Source organism: Streptomyces sp. NBC_01268, from assembly GCF_036240795.1.
Taxonomy (GTDB): domain Bacteria; phylum Actinomycetota; class Actinomycetes; order Streptomycetales; family Streptomycetaceae; genus Streptomyces.
Genome location: NZ_CP108454.1, coordinates 6,754,635 through 6,770,113 on the forward strand (window position 1 = coordinate 6,754,635; position 15,479 = coordinate 6,770,113).

General features: G+C 72.1%; 16 protein-coding genes. 14 read left to right on the forward strand and 2 right to left on the reverse strand.

Annotated elements, in window-relative coordinates:
* The first annotated feature begins 35 nt into the window (after positions 1-35).
* The 14 genes from OG309_RS30370 to OG309_RS30435 all read left to right on the forward strand — a co-directional run bounded on the left by OG309_RS30370 (position 36) and on the right by OG309_RS30435 (position 12,515).
* Positions 36-1,214: an ROK family glucokinase gene (locus OG309_RS30370; protein ID WP_329425669.1), complete on the forward strand. Its 1,179-nt coding sequence runs from the start codon at positions 36-38 to the stop codon at positions 1,212-1,214.
* Complete coding sequence (locus OG309_RS30375; protein ID WP_329425671.1) at positions 1,211-1,777, forward strand: hypothetical protein; 567 nt, start codon at positions 1,211-1,213, stop codon at positions 1,775-1,777. The genes OG309_RS30370 and OG309_RS30375 overlap by 4 nt, the downstream gene beginning before the upstream one ends.
* A 91-nt stretch (positions 1,778-1,868) precedes the next feature.
* Entirely contained in the window at positions 1,869-2,264 is a 396-nt protein-coding gene (locus tag OG309_RS30380; protein WP_329425673.1) for a nuclear transport factor 2 family protein, read from the forward strand.
* A 55-nt stretch (positions 2,265-2,319) separates the two neighbouring features.
* Positions 2,320-3,606, forward strand: a complete 1,287-nt coding sequence (gene glsA, locus OG309_RS30385) for a glutaminase A (protein ID WP_329425676.1) — start codon at positions 2,320-2,322, stop codon at positions 3,604-3,606.
* A gap of 134 nt (positions 3,607-3,740) precedes the next feature.
* Positions 3,741-5,168, forward strand: a complete 1,428-nt coding sequence (locus OG309_RS30390) for an amidase (protein WP_329425679.1) — start codon at positions 3,741-3,743, stop codon at positions 5,166-5,168.
* Between the two features lie 44 nt (positions 5,169-5,212).
* Positions 5,213-5,737, forward strand: coding sequence for a GNAT family N-acetyltransferase (locus OG309_RS30395; RefSeq protein ID WP_329425681.1), 525 nt, complete (start codon positions 5,213-5,215; stop codon positions 5,735-5,737).
* An 87-nt stretch (positions 5,738-5,824) separates the two neighbouring features.
* Complete coding sequence (pcaDC, locus tag OG309_RS30400) at positions 5,825-7,084, forward strand: bifunctional 3-oxoadipate enol-lactonase/4-carboxymuconolactone decarboxylase PcaDC (protein WP_329425684.1); 1,260 nt, start codon at positions 5,825-5,827, stop codon at positions 7,082-7,084.
* A gap of 22 nt (positions 7,085-7,106) precedes the next feature.
* Positions 7,107-7,790, forward strand: a complete 684-nt coding sequence (locus OG309_RS30405) for an MBL fold metallo-hydrolase (protein WP_329425687.1) — start codon at positions 7,107-7,109, stop codon at positions 7,788-7,790.
* 45 nt (positions 7,791-7,835) lie between these two features.
* A complete protein-coding gene (locus tag OG309_RS30410) occupies positions 7,836-8,615 on the forward strand; it encodes an exodeoxyribonuclease III (protein ID WP_329425690.1) in 780 nt (259 codons plus the stop codon).
* A gap of 107 nt (positions 8,616-8,722) precedes the next feature.
* Positions 8,723-9,160 (forward strand): DUF6278 family protein, encoded by a 438-nt coding sequence (locus OG309_RS30415; RefSeq protein ID WP_329425693.1) that lies wholly within the window; start codon positions 8,723-8,725, stop codon positions 9,158-9,160.
* A 143-nt stretch (positions 9,161-9,303) separates the two neighbouring features.
* On the forward strand, positions 9,304-10,053 hold the full coding sequence (locus tag OG309_RS30420; RefSeq protein ID WP_329425695.1) for an amino acid ABC transporter ATP-binding protein: 750 nt from the start codon (positions 9,304-9,306) through the stop codon (positions 10,051-10,053).
* A 14-nt stretch (positions 10,054-10,067) separates the two neighbouring features.
* The gene (locus OG309_RS30425) at positions 10,068-10,985 is read left to right on the forward strand and encodes a glutamate ABC transporter substrate-binding protein (RefSeq protein WP_329425697.1); all 918 of its coding nucleotides are present in this window, start codon (positions 10,068-10,070) and stop codon (positions 10,983-10,985) included.
* Positions 10,986-11,004: 19 nt separating this feature from the next.
* The gene (locus OG309_RS30430; protein WP_329425699.1) at positions 11,005-11,649 is read left to right on the forward strand and encodes an amino acid ABC transporter permease; all 645 of its coding nucleotides are present in this window, start codon (positions 11,005-11,007) and stop codon (positions 11,647-11,649) included.
* Positions 11,646-12,515, forward strand: a complete 870-nt coding sequence (locus OG309_RS30435; RefSeq protein ID WP_329425701.1) for an amino acid ABC transporter permease — start codon at positions 11,646-11,648, stop codon at positions 12,513-12,515. The genes OG309_RS30430 and OG309_RS30435 overlap by 4 nt, the downstream gene beginning before the upstream one ends.
* Before the next feature lie 42 nt (positions 12,516-12,557).
* On the opposite strand, the gene OG309_RS30440 is transcribed toward OG309_RS30435, so the two are convergent.
* Both OG309_RS30440 and OG309_RS30445 read right to left on the reverse strand, forming a co-directional pair.
* Entirely contained in the window at positions 12,558-14,111 is a 1,554-nt protein-coding gene (locus OG309_RS30440; protein WP_329425703.1) for an alpha/beta fold hydrolase, read from the reverse strand.
* A gap of 125 nt (positions 14,112-14,236) precedes the next feature.
* Complete coding sequence (locus OG309_RS30445) at positions 14,237-15,406, reverse strand: L,D-transpeptidase (RefSeq protein WP_329425705.1); 1,170 nt, start codon at positions 15,404-15,406, stop codon at positions 14,237-14,239.
* Positions 15,407-15,479 lie beyond the last annotated feature (73 nt).

The following is a 15,479-nucleotide window of genomic DNA, read 5'->3' on the forward strand; positions in this document are numbered from 1 at the left end:
GCGCCCCACACGCCACAGCTGGCAGAATCGAGCCGATGAGTACCTACCGTGACCTCACGCACCGCGGCTCGGCTCGCGGCACGGTCCTGCGGACCGTCGGCACCCGGGAGCGGCGCTCGCACCTGACCGCGCCCCGGGTGCCGACCGTCGGCATCGACATCGGCGGTACGAAGGTGATGGCCGGCGTCGTCGACGCGGACGGCAACATCCTGGAGAAGATCAAGACCGAGACGCCCGACAAGTCGAAGAGCGCCAAGGTCGTCGAGGACACCATCACCGAACTCGTCCTCGACCTCTCCGACCGGCACGACGTGCACGCCGTCGGCATCGGCGCGGCCGGCTGGGTGGACGCCGACCGGGCCAGGGTGCTCTTCGCCCCCCACCTCGCCTGGCGCAACGAGCCGCTGCGCGACGCCCTGCAGGACCGGCTCGCCGTCCCCGTCATGGTGGACAACGACGCCAACACCGCCGCCTGGGCCGAATGGCGCTTCGGCGCCGGCCGCGGCGAGGACCACCTGGTCATGATCACGCTCGGCACCGGCATCGGCGGCGCCATCCTGGAGGACGGCCAGGTCAAGCGGGGCAAGTACGGAGTGGCCGGCGAGTTCGGGCACATGCAGGTCGTCCCGGGCGGCCACCGCTGCCCCTGCGGCAACCGCGGCTGCTGGGAGCAGTACAGCTCGGGCAACGCGCTGGTCCGCGAGGCGCGCGAGCTCGCCGCCGCCGACTCCCCGGTCGCGTACGGCATCATCGAGCGGGTCAAGGGCAACGTCCCCGACATCACCGGCCCCCTCATCACCGAGCTGGCCCGCGAGGGCGACGCCATGTGCGTCGAGCTCCTCCAGGACATCGGCCAGTGGCTCGGCGTCGGCATCGCCAACCTGGCCGCCGCGCTCGACCCCTCCTGCTTCGTCATCGGCGGCGGTGTCTCCGCCGCCGACGACCTGCTCATCGGCCCCGCCAGGGACGCCTTCCGCCGCCACCTCACCGGCCGCGGCTACCGCCCCGAGGCCCGCATCGCCCGCGCCCAGCTCGGCCCCGAGGCCGGCATGGTCGGCGCCGCCGACCTCGCCCGGCTCGTCGCCCGCCGCTTCCGCCGCGCCAACCGCCGCCGCGTCGAGCGCTACGAGCGCTACGGCCGCTACGCCCAGGTCCTGCGCGGTGTCCCCGCGACGGACCGGGACTCCCGCAACCCCCAGGATCCGCGTTCATGACCGTGCCCCACCCGACGGCCCCCCAGGACGGAAAGCTCCCCGAGGACCGGCGCCACATGCTGCGCCGCCGCTGGCTCACCGCCATCACCATCGTGCTCCTCGTCGGCATCCCGGCCGGCTACCTGGTCATCTCGGCCGGCCAGAGCCGCGACAGCGGCCGCGACAAGGAGCGCGAGTCCTCCGCCGCGGGCCTCCAGCACAACTGGCCCTCCCAGATGAAGCGCCGGGTCTTCGAGATCCCCGTCCCCACGGGCGCCTGGGACGTCAGCTACTACGAGACCAGCAACTGGAAGACCAGCCGTCTCTACGTCCAGTTCACGACCACCGCGAACGGCCTCGACAGCTACCTCCACGACAGCGGCACCAGCCGCTCCGCGCTGACCCCGGGCGTCTCCGTGGGCGACCACGACGCCGGCATCGTCGGCTGGGACTTCGTCCCGGCCCACTCCTGGACCGGGACGACCGTCAGCCGCGAGCGGCCCCGCCCCACGAGCGACATCACGGTCGACCTGACGGACCCGGCCTTCCCGCGCGTGTACGTGGTCTCGGCGACCTCGCCCTGACGAGCGGCTCCCGCTCCTTGTCGGCCGTCCGGCCAGACAGTACTGTCCGGCGTACCTAGTCAACTCGTTGAGTATTGAGGGGTACGTTTCCATGCACCCGTTCCGCACGGCGGTCGAGGCCCGCGACATCGACGCCATCGAGGCGCTGCTCGCCGAGGACGTCGTCTTCACCAGCCCCGTCGCCTTCAAGCCGTACCCCGGCAAGGCGATCACCGCCGCGATCCTGCGCGCCGTCCTGCGCGTCTTCGAGGACTTCACGTACGTGCGCGAGATCGCCGACCCCGGCGGCCGCGACCACGCCCTCGTCTTCACCGCGACCGTCGGCGGCCGGCGGATCCAGGGCTGCGACTTCCTCCACTTCGACGAGGACGGCAGGATCGACGACTTCACCGTCATGGTCCGCCCGCTCTCCGCCGCCCAGGCGCTCGCCGAGGCCATGGGGGCCCAGTTCGAGCGGATCGCCCGCGAGGCGGCAGAGGTTTCCTGAGCCACGGGGAAGGATCTGTCCCGCCAGCACTCCCGCGCGACGAAGGTCCGGTGCCATGGATCCGGTGACCGAATCCCTCAACGAGATCCACCGACGGCTCGGCGGCCTGCGGGACGGGCGGGTCGCCGACTACATTCCCGAGCTGGCCCGGGCCGATCCGGACGACTTCGGCATCGCCCTGGTCAGCATGGGCGGGCACGTGTACCGGGCCGGGAAGGCGGACAGCGCGTTCACCGTCCAGTCGGTGTCCAAGCCCTTCGTCTACGCCCTCGCGCTCGGCGACCTCGGCCCGCGCGAGACGCTGCGCCACGTCGGGGTCGAGCCCAGCGGCAACGCGTTCAACGCCATCAGCCTGGAGCCCGGCACCGGCCGCCCGGCCAACCCCATGATCAACGCCGGTGCCCTCGCCACCACCGCACTCGTACGGGCCGACGGGCCGGCGGAACGCTTCGCCCGCATCCTCGCCTGCCTGTCCGCGTTCGCCGGCCGCCCCCTCGACGTGGACGAGGACGTCTACGCCAGCGAGGCCGCCACGGGGGACCGGAACCGCGCCCTCGCCTACCTGATGCGCTCGGCCGGATCGCTGCGCGCCGACCCGGCCGAGACGGCCGACACGTACTTCCGGCAGTGCGCGGTCCGGGTCACCGCCAGCGACCTCGCCGTCATGGCCGCGACCCTCGCCAACGGCGGCCGCAACCCCGTCACCGGCGTCCGGGTCGTCGCCGAACCGGACGCGGTCCGCACCCTCGCCGTCATGGCCACCTGCGGCATGTACGACGGCGCCGGCCAGTGGCTCCTGGACGTCGGGCTGCCCGCCAAGAGCGGCGTCTCCGGCGGCCTCATCGCCGCCAGCCCGGGGCGCTTCGGCGCCGCCGTGTACAGCCCCCCGCTCGACGCCTCCGGCAACCCGGTCCGGGCCGTGGCGGCCCTCGGCGAGATGTCGGAGCGCTTCGGGCTGCACATCATGCACAACTCCGGGCTCCACGCGGCGACGGTGACCGGCGCCGAACGCGTCGAACGCGACGGCCGGAGCATCGGCGTCGTCACCGCCCAGGGAACCCTGGAGTTCACCGAGACCGAAGCGCTCCTGTACGCCCTCCGCGACCTCACCCCGCCCACGCCCGGCCGGCTGGTCCTCGACCTGACGGCGGTCTCCCGCGTGCTCCCGGGCCCGGCGACCGCCCTGTCCGCCGTCCTGGGCGACCTCGTCGGCCGGGGCCACCGCGTCGCCGTCGCCGCCCAGCTGACCTTCGAGGAGGCGGGGGAGGGGCACCCGCGCACCTGGGAGCTGTTCGACAGCCGGGAGTCCGCGCTGACCTGGGCGGGCGGCGACCGAGTCTGAGGGGAACGGCGGCGCGGCCTTACGACAACAGCATTGACGTGTCCGGAGCGCGGCGGCTTTCATGACGCCCATCCGGAGCGCGCATGCGTCAACAGGCCGTACCCATCGGGCAGTACGTCACAAGGAACAGGCACATGACCGACACCACCGAGCTCGCCTACCTCCCCGCCACCGAGGCGCTGCGCCGGTTCCGCGACCGCACGCTGTCGCCCGTCGAGCTGATGGGCGCCGTCATCGCCCGCGCCGAGACCGTGGAGCCGACCGTCAACGCCCTGGCCGAGCGGACCTTCGAGGCGGCGATGGACGCCGCCCGGGCCGCCGAGGCGCGCTACGCGGGCAAGGGCGAGCCGCCGCGCCCCCTGGAGGGGCTCGCCGTCGCCACCAAGGAGGAGCAGCCGATAGCCGGCCGCCTGGCCACCGACGGCTCCCTCGCCTTCAAGGACGAGGTCGCCGACGAGACCCACCCGGTCGTCGAGCGGGTCCTGGCCGCCGGCGGCATCGTGCACGCCCGCACCACCACGCCGGAGTTCAGCAGCGCCGCCTTCACGCAGTCCCGGCTGTGGGGCGTCACCCGCAACCCGTGGAACCCGGCCTACTCGCCGGGCGGCTCCTCGGGCGGTGCGGGCGCGGCCCTCGCGGCGGGCGAGACGACCCTCGCGACCGGCTCCGACATCGGCGGTTCGATCCGCATCCCCGCCTCGTCCACCGGCACGGTCGGCTTCAAGCCCCCGTACGGGCGGGTGCCGGCCATGGCTCCGTTCAACCTCGACACCTACTGCCACGACGGCCCGATGGCCCGCACCGTCGCCGACTGCGCCCTGCTGCAGAACGTCATCGCCGGACCGCACCCGCTGGACGCGGTCTCGCTGCGCCCCAAGCTGGTGCTGCCGGACCGGTTCGAGGGTGCCGCGGGGCTGCGGGTCGCGCTCTCCGTCGGCCTCGGCGACTGGCCGGTCGACCCCGAGGTCGAGGCCAACACCCGGGCCGTCGCCGACGCGCTGCGCGCCGCCGGCGCGGTCGTCGAGGAGGTCGCGGTCCCGGTCACCCGGGCCCAGGTCCGCAAGGCGGCGATGATCCACTTCGGCTCGGTCTTCGGCCCGTACGTGGCCTCCGTCGCCGCCGAGCACGGCGACCTGCTCACCCCGTACGCGCGCGCCTTCGCCGAGGACACCGCCGCGTACGTGGCCGAGCCCGGCAGCTTCCTGGAGGGGCTGGTCGTGGAGGGCGAGGTGCAGGCCGCGCTCGGCACCCTGCTCGACCGGTACGACGTCCTGCTCTGCCCGACCCTCGCCATCCCGGCCTACGCCGCCGACGACGACTACACCTCGACCGAGGTCGTCGTCGACGGCGTGACCCTCGACCACTACATGGACGCGGCCCTGACCACGGTGTTCAACATCGCGAGCCGCTGCCCGGTGCTGAGCGTGCCGTCCGGCTTCGCCTCCAGCGGGGTGCCGACCGGGGTGCAGATCGTCGGCCGCACCTACGAGGACACGACGGTGTTCCGTGCCGCCGCCGCGATCGAGGCCGTCCGCCCGTGGACCGGCATCCCGACGCTCTGACGCAACCCCGAGGCCGCTCCGCCGAGTTGAGGTAGGTTCGCCGCATGACCGCACCGACCGGACCGACCGCACCCGCCTGGCCGCCGCCCGCCCCGATACGCACCGCCCGGCTCGCGCTCCGCGCGTCCGAGGCCCGGGACCGGGCGGCGTTCGTCGAACTGTTCTCCTCACCGGACGTGGGCGCCCACACCGGCGGCGCCCGCCCGCGCGAGGAGCTCGAACGCGCGATGCCCGAGGTCCCCGGGCAGCGCCCCGGCTGCTTCGTCGTCGACCTCGACGGCACGATGATCGGCCTGGTCACCCTCGACCCGCGCACCGTGGACCGCCCGGCCCCCGGCAAGACCGAACTCGGCTACCTCTTCCTGCCGCGGGCCTGGGGCCGGGGCTACGCCGCCGAGGCCTGCGCGGCCGCCCTCGACTGGTTCACCACCGGCCACCCCGGCGAACCCGTCCTGCTCGTCACCCGGATCGCCAACACCCGCGCCCTGCGGCTCGCGGAGAAGCTGGGCTTCACCGAGGTGGAGCGCTTCGAGGCGTACGGGGCGGAGCAGTGGCTGGGGGCGCGCTGAGCGCGCGCCGGCGCACCTTCATGGAGAAACGGTGCGGGATCCGACCCGGCGACGTGGGGTCCGGCGGGAGATGAGAGGGTCGGGCGGGTGAGTGAGACAGCGACGAACACCCTGCAATACCGATCCGACGGCCCCGAAGACGCCCCGGTCCTGGTCCTGGGCCCCTCCTTGGGCACCACGTGGCACATGTGGGACCGGCAGATACCGGAGCTCACCCGCGAATGGCGGGTCGTCCGCTTCGACCTGCCGGGCCACGGCGGCGCACCCGTGCAACCCGCCGGGTCGGTGGCCGAGCTCGGGGACCGGGTGCTCGCCACGCTCGACGAGCTGGGCATCCAGCGGTTCGGGTACGCGGGCTGCGCGCTCGGCGGTGCCATCGGGCTCGACCTGGCGTTGCGGGCCCCGCACCGGGTGGCCTCCCTCGCCCTGGTCGCCACCTCGCCCCGCTTCGGCACCCCCGACGAGTTCCGCCAGCGCGGGGTGATCGTGCGGACCAACGGTCTGGAGCCGATCGCCCGCACCGCGCCCGAGCAGTGGTTCACCCCGGCCTTCGCCGCCGCCCAGCCCGCCATCGTCGACTGGGCCGTGCAGATGGTCCGCACCACCGACCCCGGCTGCTACGTCGCCGGCTGCGAGGCGCTCGCCGTCTTCGACGTCCGCGAGGCCCTGGGCCGGATCGGGGTCCCCGCCCTGGTGCTGGTCGGCGCCGACGACCAGGTCACCGGCCCGGCCGAGGCCCGTACGCTCGTCGCCGGGATCGCCGACGCGCCACTGGCCGTCGTCCCGGGCGCCTCCCACCTCGCGCCCGTCGAGCAGCCGGCCGCCGTCACCGAACTGCTCGTCGGGCACTTCGCCGGCCTCGCCTCGGACACCGGCTCCCTCACCGCCCCGCCGGTGCCGCCGGTCCCCGCCCCCGTCGTCGCCGGGGAGCCGGCCCCGGCCGCGCCCGCCGAGGACGAGGAGTCGCCGCGCCCGGACCCGTACGAGCACGGGCTCAAGCTGCGCCGGGAGGTCCTCGGCGACGCCCACGTCGACGAGGCCCTGGCCGACGGGTTCGGCACCGACTTCCAGCGCCTGGTCACCCGCTTCGCCTGGGGCGAGGTGTGGAGCCGCGACGGCCTCGACCGGCGCACCCGCAGCGCCGTGACCCTCGCCGCGCTGATCGCCGGCGGCCACCACGACGCCCTCGCCGACCACACCCGGGCCGCCCTGCGCAACGGGCTCACCCCGGACGAGATCCGCGAGGTCCTGCTGCAGACCGCCGTCTACTGCGGACTGCCCGCGGCCGAGAGCGCGCTGCGGGTGGTCGGGCGGGTCGTCAAGGAGGACACCACGCCGCAGGCCTGATCGGCCCGGGGTGTCTTCGGCCATGCGGGCCGGACCCGGCGGGAAGGGGCGGACACGCCCTAGGGTGGGTGCCGTGAAGCTGACGAAGAACACGCACGCCTGTGTCCGGCTGGAGAAGGACGGGCGGTCGCTCGTCATCGATCCCGGCGCGTTCACCGAGCAGGACGCCGCGCTCGGCGCGGACGTCCTGCTCGTCACCCACGAGCACCCCGACCACTACGACGAGGGGCGGCTGCGGGCCGCCCTGGAGGCGAACCCGGCCGCCGAGCTGTGGACGCTGCGCAGCGTCGCCGAGCAGCTGGCGGCGGCGTTCCCCGGCCGGGTCCGCACCGTCGGGCACGGCGACACCTTCACCGCGGCCGGCTTCGACGTCCAGGTCCACGGCGAGCTGCACGCCGTGATCCACCCGGACATCCCGCGGATCACCAACGTCGGCTATCTGATCGACGGGTCCGTCTTCCACCCCGGCGACGCCCTCACCGTCCCCGACCACCCGGTGGAGACCCTGCTGCTCCCGGTGATGGCCCCCTGGAGCAAGATCTCCGAGGTCATCGACTACGTGCGCGAGGTCAAGCCGCGGCGCGCCTACGACGTCCACGACGCCCTGCTCACCGACCTCGCCCGGCCGATCTACGACCGCCAGATCGGCGCCCTCGGCGGCACCGACCACGGGCGGCTCGCTCCGGGGGCCTCCGCCGAGCTGTGAGCCGGCTCCCGGTGACTGTCACAGGGCGCGGCTAGGCTTGCGCTCATGCGCATCGCCACCTGGAACGTCAATTCGATCACGGCCCGACTGCCCCGGCTCCTGGCCTGGCTGGAGAGCACCGGCACCGACGTGCTGTGCATCCAGGAGACCAAGTGCACCGCCGAACAGTTCCCCACCGAGGAGCTCCGCGCGCTGGGCTACGAGTCGGTCGTCAACGCCACCGGCCGGTGGAACGGGGTCGCCCTGGTCTCCCGGGTGGGCCTGGAGGACGTCGTCACCGGGCTGCCCGGCGGCCCCGACTACGACGGCGTGCAGGAGCCCCGGGCCATCTCCGCCACCTGCGGCGGCGTCCGCGTCTGGTCGGTCTACGTGCCGAACGGGCGGGAGGTGGACCACGAGCACTACGCGTACAAGCTGCGCTGGCTGGAGGCGCTCAAGGCCGCCGTCGCCGACGACGCGGCGGGCGAGCGCCCCTTCGCGGTGCTCGGCGACTACAACATCGCCCCCACCGACGAGGACGTCTGGGACATCGCCGAGTTCGAGGGCGCGACCCACGTCACCGCGCCGGAGCGGGCCGCGCTCGCCGGACTGCGCGAGACCGGGCTCGGCGACGTCGTGCCCCGCCCGCTGAAGTACGCCCACCCGTACACGTACTGGGACTACCGCCAGCTGCGCTTCCCGAAGAACAAGGGCATGCGCATCGACCTGGTCTACGGCAACAAGCCCTTCGCCGAGGCCGTCAAGGACAGCTACGTCGACCGCGAGGAGCGCAAGGGCAAGGGCGCCTCCGACCACGCCCCGGTCGTCGTCGACCTCGACGTGTGACCGACGGCGCCCCTCCCCGGCCGGCGGGTGCCGGCCGGGCCGTCCGCTCCCGATGATCTCCGCGCGCCGGGTGGTGCCCCGGGAGGGTGCGGTGCGACGCTGTTCGGATGAACATTCCTTTCCTGGACAACTGGCGCAAGAAGCATGATGCGGGACGTTCCCCTCTGGTCTCGGCCTTCGACCGGGACCCGGAGGGGGCCGCCGAACTGCTCGCCGAGTGCGAGCTGCTGCGCGCCCGTGCCCAGGAGGCCGGAGTGGTGCTCGACGACACGCCCCGCTCGCTGGCGGCGCTCGACCAGCTCCCGCCGCGCTGGCGGGACGACCCCGAGGAGCTGCCCTGGATCGGCAACGACGCGGGGCTCTATCTGGGCACGGTCATCGTGCGCACGGTCGCCGCGGCCGGCTGGCGGCTGCGCCCCGACGGACAGCCCGTCGTGCTGCTGCCCTCCGGCCGCGAGGTCAACGTGGTCGAGGCCGGGCTCGACTGGGCCGCCACCGGGACCCCCGAGCTCTCCCAGGTCTACGCGGAATCGGCGGAGTACTGACGGTCCCGCCGGTCCTTCCGCAGTAAATACGGCTTATCGCGCTTATCCCGCTTTCATGCGTGTCGGCGGTGAAGTCCCTTTCCGAGCTGGATAGTTTGCGCTGACCTCGACACCAGCCGAGAGACACAGGGGCAGGGCAGCGTATGGGCGTCGTCGATGAACCGTTGATCGAGCTGCGTGGCGTCAACAAGCACTACGGCACCCTGCACGTCCTGCAGGACATCGATCTCACCGTCGGCCGCGGCGAAGTGGTCGTCGTCATCGGCCCCTCCGGCTCCGGCAAGTCGACCCTCTGCCGGGCCATGAACCGCCTGGAGGCCGTGGAGGCGGGCGAGATCCTCATCGAGGGGAAGGCGCTGCCCGAGGAGGGCCGGGAGCTCGCCCGGCTGCGCGCCGAGGTCGGCATGGTCTTCCAGTCCTTCAACCTCTTCGCCCACAAGACCGTCCTGGCCAACGTCTCCCTCGCGCAGATCAAGGTCCGCAAGCGCAAGCGGGACGAGGCGGACCGGCGCTCGCGCGAGCTCCTCGAACGGGTCGGACTCGCCGCGCACGCCGACAAGTTCCCCGCCCAGCTCTCCGGCGGCCAGCAGCAGCGCGTGGCCATCGCCCGAGCCCTGGCCATGGACCCCAAGGCGCTGCTCTTCGACGAGCCGACCTCCGCCCTCGACCCGGAGATGATCAACGAGGTCCTGGAGGTCATGCAGCAGCTGGCCCAGGAGGGCATGACGATGGTGGTCGTGACCCACGAGATGGGCTTCGCGCGCTCCGCCGCCAACCGCGTGGTCTTCATGGCCGACGGGAGGATCGTGGAGGACCGCGCCCCCGAGGACTTCTTCACCGCCCCGCGCAGCGAGCGCGCCAAGGACTTCCTGTCCAAGATCCTCAAGCACTGACCGGACCGGGAGCCATGCAGCGTACGAAACGAACCCTCGCCGCGCTCGCCCTGCTGCTCGCCGCGCTCGGCGCCGCCACGGGCTGCGGCAGGGAGGGCAGCCCGCCGGTCAAGGGCCCCCAGCCCGGCCAACTCCCCGTCTACCAGGTGCAGTCGGGCTTCACCCTGCCCGCCTCGCCGACCTGGGAGCGGGCGAAGAAGCGCGGCCACCTGGTGGTCGGCGTCAAGGAGGACCAGCCCTACATGGGCGAGAAGGACCCCGCCACCGGCACCTACTCGGGCTTCGACATCGAGATCGCCCGCATGATGTCCGCCTCGCTCGGCTTCGACCCGGCGACCATCCGGTTCCGCACCATCGCCTCGGCCAACCGCGAGACCGCCCTGCAGAACGGCCAGATCGACTACTACGTCGGCACCTACACCATCAACGACAACCGCAAGAAGCTGGTCGGCTTCGCCGGCCCCTACTACATGGCCGGCCAGTCGCTCCTCGTGCGCACCGACGAGAACGACATCCACGGGCCGCAGGACCTCGACGGCAAGCGGGTCTGCTCGGCCGCCGGATCGACCCCGTACCAGCGCATCCAGAGGGAGTACCCGAAGGCCGAACTCGTCGCGTACGACACCTACTCGGTCTGCGTCGACAACCTGCTCACCTACCAGGTCGACGCCGTCACCACGGACGACACCATCCTCATGGGGTACGCGGCCAAGGTCCCCGACGAGCTCAAGCTGGCCGGGAAACCGTTCTCGAAGGAGCCCTACGGCATCGGCGTGCCGCACGACGACAACGCGCTGCGCTTCGCCCTCGACGACGCCATCGCGGCCCACGAGAAGAACGGCGACTGGAAGAAGGCCTACGACGTGACCCTCGGCCTGTCCGGCGTGCCCGCCCCGACACCGCCCGCCATCGACCGCTACCCGGCGAGCTGAGGAAGGAGCACCGCCTCCCATGGACGTCCTGACACAGAACTTCTCGCTCTACGGCGACGGCTTCCTCGGCACCGTCGAACTCACCTTCTACGCCTCGATCCTGGCCCTCGTCCTCGGCTTCCTGATGGCCTCGTTCAGGGTCGCGCCCGTGGGCTCCTTCCGGGTCTTCGGCACCGTGTGGGTGACCATCCTGCGCAACACGCCGCTCACCCTGCTGTTCTTCGCGGTCATGCTGGGGCTGCCCCGGTTCGGAATCGTGCTGCCCTTCAAGCTGTTCGCGATCCTCGCCCTCGGCTGCTACACCTCGGCCTTCATCTGCGAGGTGCTGCGCTCCGGCATCAACACCGTTCCCCTCGGGCAGGGCGAGGCCGCCCGCAGCCTCGGCATGACCTTCGGGCAGACCCTCGGCGCCGTCGTGCTGCCGCAGGCCTTCCGCTCGGTCATCCCGCCGATCGGCTCCACCCTCATCGCCCTCGCCAAGAACTCGGCCATCGCCGGGGCGTTCAGCGTCACCGAACTCCTCGGCACGTACAAGACCCTGAGCGAGCTCGGCTACAACATCGTCTGGACCTTCGTCTGGATCGCCGTCGGCTACCTCATCATCACCCTCGCCATCAGCGCGCTCTTCCACTTCCTGGAGAAGCGCTGGGGAGTCGCCCGATGACCACCGCCACCGCCGCCTCCACCGCGCTCTACGACATCCCGGGCCCCCGCACCCGCAGGCGCCACCTGATCTACGGGCTCGTCTCGACCGTCGTCATCCTGGGGCTCGCCGCCTGGATCCTCTATCTCCTCTTCGACACCGACCAGTTCACCGCCACCAAATGGGCGCCCTTCACGTACAAGGGCATCCAGGAGCTGCTGCTGCGCGGCCTCGGCAACACCCTCAAGGCCTTCGCGTACGCCTCGGTGCTCTCGCTCGCGCTGGGCGCGGTGCTCGCCACCGGGCGGCTCTCCGAGCGCCGGGTCTTCCGCTGGACCTGCACGGTGCTCGTGGAGTTCTTCCGGGCCATGCCGGTGCTGGTGATGATCTTCTTCATCTTCGTGGCCCTCAAGGTCCAGCCGCTGCCCGCGCTGGTGGCCGGCCTCGCCCTGTACAACGGCTCGGTGCTCGCCGAGGTCTTCCGCACCGGCATCCACGCGGTGGCCCGCGGCCAGCGGGAGGCGGCGTACGCGCTCGGCATGCGCAAGACGCAGGTGATGACCTACGTCCTGGCGCCGCAGGCGCTGCGGGCCATGCTGCCCGCCATCATCAGCCAGCTGGTGGTGGCGCTGAAGGACACCTCGCTCGGCTACCTCATCACCTACGAGGAGTTCCTGCACGCCGGCAAGCTGATCGCGTCCAACCTCGACTACGACCTGCCGTTCATCCCCGTCGTGATGGTGATCTCACCCCTCTACATCGGGATGTGCATGCTGCTCTCCTGGTTCGCCACCTGGGTGGCCAGGCGAGAGCGGCGCGACCCGCGGACCAGGGCCGTGGACGTCGCCCCCGCCGAGCCGGTCACGGTGCTGCCGGGCCGGGAGTAACCCGCCCCGCACGGGCCCTGCCCGCCCGGCAGCAGCCGGTGATCACTCCGCCCGAAGCGGTACCGACACGTACGAGGGGTCGGCCGCGGGGGAGGAGAAGGTCAGCTGCGCGCCGGTCGGGTTGTGCTCGATGTACAGCGGGTCGACGGTGTCGACGACCAGGGCGAGCCGGTGTCCGGCGGGGACGTCGTACGCGGTGGAGAACAGGTCCAGGTCGACCGGGAAGGCCTTCCCCGGGGTCCGGTCGTGGAAGGTGTACGGGGCGTTGGTCACCAGCTTGCCGACGCCGAGCGGACCGACGTCGTAGAGGTACGCGACGAAGGTGCCGCTCTCCGCGGTCGGGGTGACCGTGGTGTGCAGCCGGGCCGTGCCGCGCACCCGCTGCGCGGTGGCGTACCGCTCGGACTGCCAGACGCCGGCGAAGGCGCGGGGGAGCAGCGGGATCGACGCGACCGGGGGTGCCTGGAAGAACTGGTCGAGCAGGTTGGAGAGCATGACGATGCCGCCGTTGGCACCGGAGTCCACGTTGGCCCAGACGTGTTCGGAGTCGGCGAGCGCGAACTTCCGCCGGTTCGCGTTGACCGACTTCCAGTCCGCGTACCCCTCGTAGCCCGCGTCGGAGCGCGGCTTGAGCTGGACGGGCCGCTCGCGGTCGATGCCGTTGTCGGCGCCCTTGAGGTAGTGGTCGAACCAGCGGTGTGCGTTGGTCCAGGTGTCGTTGGGCAGCCCGAGCAGGCCGGTGGCCTCGGCGGTGGCGTGGTCGCCGGGGCGGAACTCCAGCCGCTTGGGTCCGCTGAGCTTCTCGTAGAAGCTCGCGAACTGGTTGGGCGGGAAGATCGTGTCTCCCCAGGCGTTGCCGAGCATGAGGGCCGGGCGGTTGGCGTTGAGTGCGTTGAGGTAGGTGGCGGCGGAGCGCTCGCGCCCCCAGGCGATCATCTCGTCCTCCTTGTCCAGGTTGGACGAGAGGAAGTCGCCCAGGATCGCCTGGAGTTCGGGGCCGGGGCGGCCGGTGAGGTAGCCGGCGCCGCCGAGCAGGGCGGCGGCCTGGAGGTGCTGGGTGCGCCCGCTGTAGATGGAGTCGATGAGGTCCGCCCAGCCGCTGAGCGCGGCGACGGCCTTGATCCGCTTGTCGTGCGCGGCGGCGAGCAGGCTGATGCCGGCGCCGTAGGAGACGCCGGCCATGCCGACCCTGGCGGGGTCCGCGGGGGTGTTCGCCAGGGCCCAGTCGATGACGAGGGAGGCGTCGGCGATGTCCTTGGGGCCCGCGGTCTCGATCTCGCCGCCGGACTGCCAGAAGCCGCGCGAGTTGTAACCGACCACGACGTAGCCGGAGTCGGCCAGCTTCTTGGCCTGGGCGAGGTACTCGATCTGGGGCATGGCCCAGCTGGTGGGGAGCACGATCACCGGGTAGCGGGCCGAACCGTCGGCTCCGGCCGGGGTGACGACGTTGGCCTTGAGGACGGTCCCGCCGTCCCCGGCGATGTCGACGAAGCGGAGGGAAGCGTCGGTTCCGGCGGCCTGGGCGGCGGGGGCGAGCCCGAGGGCCGTCCCGGCGACGAGGGCGGCCGAGACGGCGAAGGCCAGGGCTGTGCGCACGGGTCACTCCTCACTGGTTCACTGAATGGGGGGCAGTGAAAGTGACCCGACGGTAACCTCGGCGGCTTACTCAAGGTAACTGGTCGGTAAGTTACGCGAGGGTAACGATTGTTGAGGCGTCTACATCACCGCAGCGCGCTCTTGCCCTGCCAGTCGGCCCACGAGAGGTTCCACTCGCCGTAGCCGTTGTTCAGCGCCTGCGTCCCCTTGGCGTCGGAGCCCGTGATCTCGAACGGGTCGCCCACCTGTACCTGGTCGTACACGGCCTTCGCGTCGGCGTCGCTCATCCCGACGCAGCCCGAGCTGTGGTTGGCGCGCCCGAAGTAGGCCGCGTTCCACGGAGCCGCGTGCGCGTACATGCCCGACCAGGTCAGCCGCATCGAGTAGTCGACCATCTTGTCGTACGCGTCCCCGAGCCCGACCGTCTCGGAACGCATGTTGATCGTCCCCTCCTTGGCCATCAGCACCGTCCTGCCGCGCCAGGACGCCTTCTCGCCGCCCGGCGTGCCGGCCGACATCGGCAGGTTCGCCACCTGCTGCCCGTCGCGCAGCAGCCGCAGCCGGTGGGAGTCCAGGTCGACCTTCACGACCTGGCTGCGACCGATGGTGAAGGTGGTCGTGTAGTCGCGCACGAACCAGCCGCCGGCGCCCGAGTCGATCCCGTTCAGGTCCGCGTCCAGGGTGACCTTCGTCCCGGACTTCCAGTACTCCTCGGGGCGCCAGTCGACCCGGTCCTTGCCCGACCAGTCCTGCATCCACCCCCAGGAGCCGACGGTGCCGTTCGAGGTGGTCACCTTCAACTGCCGCTCCACCTCGGCCTTGTTCTTCACCGGGTGGTCGAACACGATCGACAGCGGCTGCGCGATGCCGACCGTGGTGTTCTTCCCGGGGGCCAGGGTCAGCTTGTTCACCTTGTCGGCCGCCGCGGTGGTGAACGAGGCCGTCGCGGTGCCGCCGTCGGCGACCCGCGCCTCCACCGAGTACGCGGTCCCCGGCGCCGCCCGCCGCTCGGACGTCCAGCTCGCCCCGTCGGCGGTGACCTTCCCGGCCAGGTTCCCGCCCCGGGAGTCCGTCACCGTGACCTGCTGGAGCCGCTGCCCCTCGGAGGCCCGCACCACGACGGGCGCGCCGGGCGCCGCCTGGGTGCCGGCCAGGTTCACCGAGACGCGCACCGGCGGCTTTTCCTCCGCGGAGTCGCCCGCCCCGCCCTTCCCGCCGGACCCACCGGAACAGGCCCCGAGCGTGAGGGCCAGGGCGGTGGTGGCGAGCAGGGCGGGGACGGGTATGCGGCGCACGGGAACGACCTCCGTTGACGATCTCTTACGGGGGGAGAGAGTCCCGGCGATCGGGGATGGTTCCGAAAATATG

What these genes read in the sequence shown, in the direction of transcription:
- OG309_RS30370 (WP_329425669.1), top strand. Translation starts at nt 36, where the DNA reads ATGAGTACCTACCGTGACCTCACGCACCGCGGCTCGGCTCGCGGCACG.
- OG309_RS30375 (WP_329425671.1), top strand. Translation starts at nt 1,211, where the DNA reads ATGACCGTGCCCCACCCGACGGCCCCCCAGGACGGAAAGCTCCCCGAG.
- OG309_RS30380 (WP_329425673.1), top strand. Translation starts at nt 1,869, where the DNA reads ATGCACCCGTTCCGCACGGCGGTCGAGGCCCGCGACATCGACGCCATC.
- glsA (WP_329425676.1), top strand. Translation starts at nt 2,320, where the DNA reads ATGGATCCGGTGACCGAATCCCTCAACGAGATCCACCGACGGCTCGGC.
- OG309_RS30390 (WP_329425679.1), top strand. Translation starts at nt 3,741, where the DNA reads ATGACCGACACCACCGAGCTCGCCTACCTCCCCGCCACCGAGGCGCTG.
- OG309_RS30395 (WP_329425681.1), top strand. Translation starts at nt 5,213, where the DNA reads ATGACCGCACCGACCGGACCGACCGCACCCGCCTGGCCGCCGCCCGCC.
- OG309_RS30405 (WP_329425687.1), top strand. Translation starts at nt 7,107, where the DNA reads ATGCGGGCCGGACCCGGCGGGAAGGGGCGGACACGCCCTAGGGTGGGT.
- OG309_RS30410 (WP_329425690.1), top strand. Translation starts at nt 7,836, where the DNA reads ATGCGCATCGCCACCTGGAACGTCAATTCGATCACGGCCCGACTGCCC.
- OG309_RS30415 (WP_329425693.1), top strand. Translation starts at nt 8,723, where the DNA reads ATGAACATTCCTTTCCTGGACAACTGGCGCAAGAAGCATGATGCGGGA.
- OG309_RS30420 (WP_329425695.1), top strand. Translation starts at nt 9,304, where the DNA reads ATGGGCGTCGTCGATGAACCGTTGATCGAGCTGCGTGGCGTCAACAAG.
- OG309_RS30425 (WP_329425697.1), top strand. Translation starts at nt 10,068, where the DNA reads ATGCAGCGTACGAAACGAACCCTCGCCGCGCTCGCCCTGCTGCTCGCC.
- OG309_RS30430 (WP_329425699.1), top strand. Translation starts at nt 11,005, where the DNA reads ATGGACGTCCTGACACAGAACTTCTCGCTCTACGGCGACGGCTTCCTC.
- OG309_RS30435 (WP_329425701.1), top strand. Translation starts at nt 11,646, where the DNA reads ATGACCACCGCCACCGCCGCCTCCACCGCGCTCTACGACATCCCGGGC.